This window comes from Siccirubricoccus deserti (assembly GCF_014283215.1).
GTDB classification, from domain to species: Bacteria; Pseudomonadota; Alphaproteobacteria; order Acetobacterales; family Acetobacteraceae; genus Siccirubricoccus; species Siccirubricoccus deserti.
Genome location: NZ_JACOMF010000177.1, coordinates 1 through 2,500 on the forward strand (window position 1 = coordinate 1; position 2,500 = coordinate 2,500).

General features: G+C 63.7%; 3 protein-coding genes and 1 pseudogene. 3 read left to right on the forward strand and 1 reads right to left on the reverse strand.

Annotation, left to right across the window (positions count from 1 at the left end):
- The 3 genes and pseudogenes from H7965_RS29495 to istB all read left to right on the forward strand — a co-directional run.
- Window positions 1-418 (forward strand): integrase core domain-containing protein (locus tag H7965_RS29495; protein WP_186773160.1); only part of this gene is annotated, 418 nt, incomplete at its 5' end.
- Between the two features lie 41 nt (window positions 419-459).
- Window positions 460-786, forward strand: a pseudogene (locus H7965_RS29500) (IS21 family transposase); the annotation flags it as partial.
- Window positions 783-1,577, forward strand: a complete 795-nt coding sequence (gene istB / locus H7965_RS29505; RefSeq protein WP_186774046.1) for an IS21-like element helper ATPase IstB — start codon at window positions 783-785, stop codon at window positions 1,575-1,577. The pseudogene H7965_RS29500 and the gene istB, both read left to right, overlap by 4 nt.
- Window positions 1,578-2,160: 583 nt before the next feature.
- Here the strand turns inward: istB and H7965_RS29510 are convergent.
- On the reverse strand, window positions 2,161-2,500 hold a 340-nt coding region (locus H7965_RS29510), incomplete at its 5' end, for a hypothetical protein (RefSeq protein ID WP_222440890.1).

The window sequence follows — 2,500 nt, forward strand, 5'->3', positions numbered from 1 at the left end:
GGACTGGGCGACGCGGAAGGTGCTGGCCTGGCGGGTGTCGAACACCATGGAGGTGGAGTTCTGCCTCGAGGTGCTGGAGGAGGCCTTGGGGCGGTTCGGGCGACCGGGGATTTTCAATACCGACCAGGGCAGCCAGTTCACCTCGCCGCGGTTCACCGGCGTGCTGCAGCAGGCCGGAGTGCGCATCTCGATGGACGGCCGTGGCCGCTGGATGGACAATGTCTTCATCGAACGACTATGGCGCAGCCTGAAGTACGAGTGCGTCTACCTGCACGCCTTCGAGACCGGCTCGGAGTTGCGGGCCGGGTTGTCGAAGTGGATCGGCTACTACAATGCCGGACGCCCACATAGCGCGCTGGCCGGGCAGACCCCCAACGAGACCTATGGGGCGGACGAGATGGCCAAATTGGCGGCCTGACGACAACCAGGACCGAGCTTATCCAGGCCGCCAAACTGTCCGACCGATGGGGACCACTTCAGCCCGATGCCTTCCTGGTGCTCCGCCGATTGCTGGAGGCGCGGCTGGGCAAAGCGGGGCGACGGGAATGGGTCCAGGTGCTGCGGCTGCTGGAGGTGTTCAGCCTCGAGGAGGTGCAGGCGGGGGTCGCTGAGGCGCTGCGATTGGGCGCCATCGGCTTTGATGCTGTCAAGCACCTGGTGCTGTGCCGGGTTGAGCGTCGGCCGCCACGGCTGGACCTCGAGGTCTATCCCTATCTGCCCCGCGCACAGGTGACGACCACCTCGGCTCGGGCTTACCTGGCGTTGCTGAGCGGGGACCGGCCATGAGCGACGCGCCGCAGGTTCTGCTCGCCCATCACCTCAAGGCGCTCAAGCTGCCGACTTTCCTGCGCGAACACGACAAGCTGGCGCGGCAGTGCGCGACGGAAGGCGCCGATCATCTCCGCTATCTCCTGCGTCTGGCCGAGCTGGAGCTGATCGAGCGAGAGGGGCGGATGGTGGAGCGCCGGATCCGTGAGGCGCATTTCCCTACGGTGAAGAGCCTCGATAGCTTCGACTTCCTGGCCATTCCGTCGCTGAACAAGACGCTGGTCCTCGACCTGGCGCGCGGCGACTACATCAGCCGGCGGGAGAACGTGATCGCGCTCGGCAACAGCGGTACCGGCAAGACCCATGTGGCGCTCGGGCTCGGCCTGGCCGCCTGCCAGCGCGGCACGTCGGTAGGGTTCATGACCGCCGCCGCCTTGGTCCACGAGCTCCTGGAGGCACGGGACGAGAGGCGGCTGCTGCGCCTGCAGAAACAGCTGGCCGGCTACAAGCTGCTGATCATCGACGAACTTGGCTTTGTGCCGCTCTCGAAGAGCGGGGCGGAGTTGCTGTTCGAGGTATTCAGCCAGCGCTACGAGCGCGGCTCCACGCTGGTGACCAGCAATCTGCCATTCGATGAATGGACCGAGATCCTCGGCAGCGAGCGGCTTACCGGCGCCCTGCTCGACCGCCTCACCCACCACGTCCACATCCTCGAGATGAACGGCGAGAGTTACCGCCTGGCGCAGAGCAAAAGGCGCAAGCGGACCACCGATGCATCGCCCCATCCCAAGCCGCTCACACCCGAATAGCCTCCATCAGGCCCAAGCGGCAAACCCACCAGCTGCCCCCATTTTACTCCGCCGGGCGCTCCAATATTCCTCCGCCGTTGACACTTAAGTCAGCGCCAGCGTTCCAGCGTTTTTGGGTTAATCCTCCAGCAGTCTGCCAAATCATTCTGGTCGATGCAGTCTGATATAGATTGAGCATAACTCATCCGGCGAACTCCATCAGCACACGCCCTTGGCGATCTTCTGCGGAGTTATTAGGTCCAGATCTTATTCCCGATCCACACTCCCGATCTAAATACTGGTGTCAGGAAATCGGGACTGTGGATCGGGAATCCATACCCCTCTACGTTCGGCGCATGTTAAGATGCTCCACCGCCAGACACCGCTGTTCACTTGAGGCCGTCAGGGGCTGTCGGGTGAGGCTGATCCACGCCGGCTGTCTTCAGCGTGCGACGACTCTGCGCTTTCGCAAGGCTCAGGCATCACCTGTCTTCGGTCTGCCCATTGCCTACCGTCGCCGCCGGGTACTTCGCCTTCATCTCCCTATAGAGGCCACCAAGCTTGTTCTGCAGTCTCTTTTCGCCTGGAACATCGTAGGACGGCGCTACCTGAGCCAGCCTGCCAGCCAGTTCGCCTCTTGCATCATGGTAGGCCGCAGCAACCCGTCCCGCGCACGGCGCTCCATCATTGTGGTGGCGAGGGCGATCACCGAAGCCTTGCCCGGCGGTGCAAGATTGACCCTCATGAGACCTGTGCGCGGATGCGCCGAATGGCACGCATGCTCCAGCGGCACGGGCTTCTGCAAGCTCTGAGCTTGATGATGCGCGCCGATTTCGCCCTTCATCGGAGCGCCGGGCGCGATGCAGGCAGATTCCTCCTGCATCAGGCGGCCACGGCGTGCAGGAGGGTAGCCGTGCGCCGGAGATTGTAGGCCATGGCAGCGA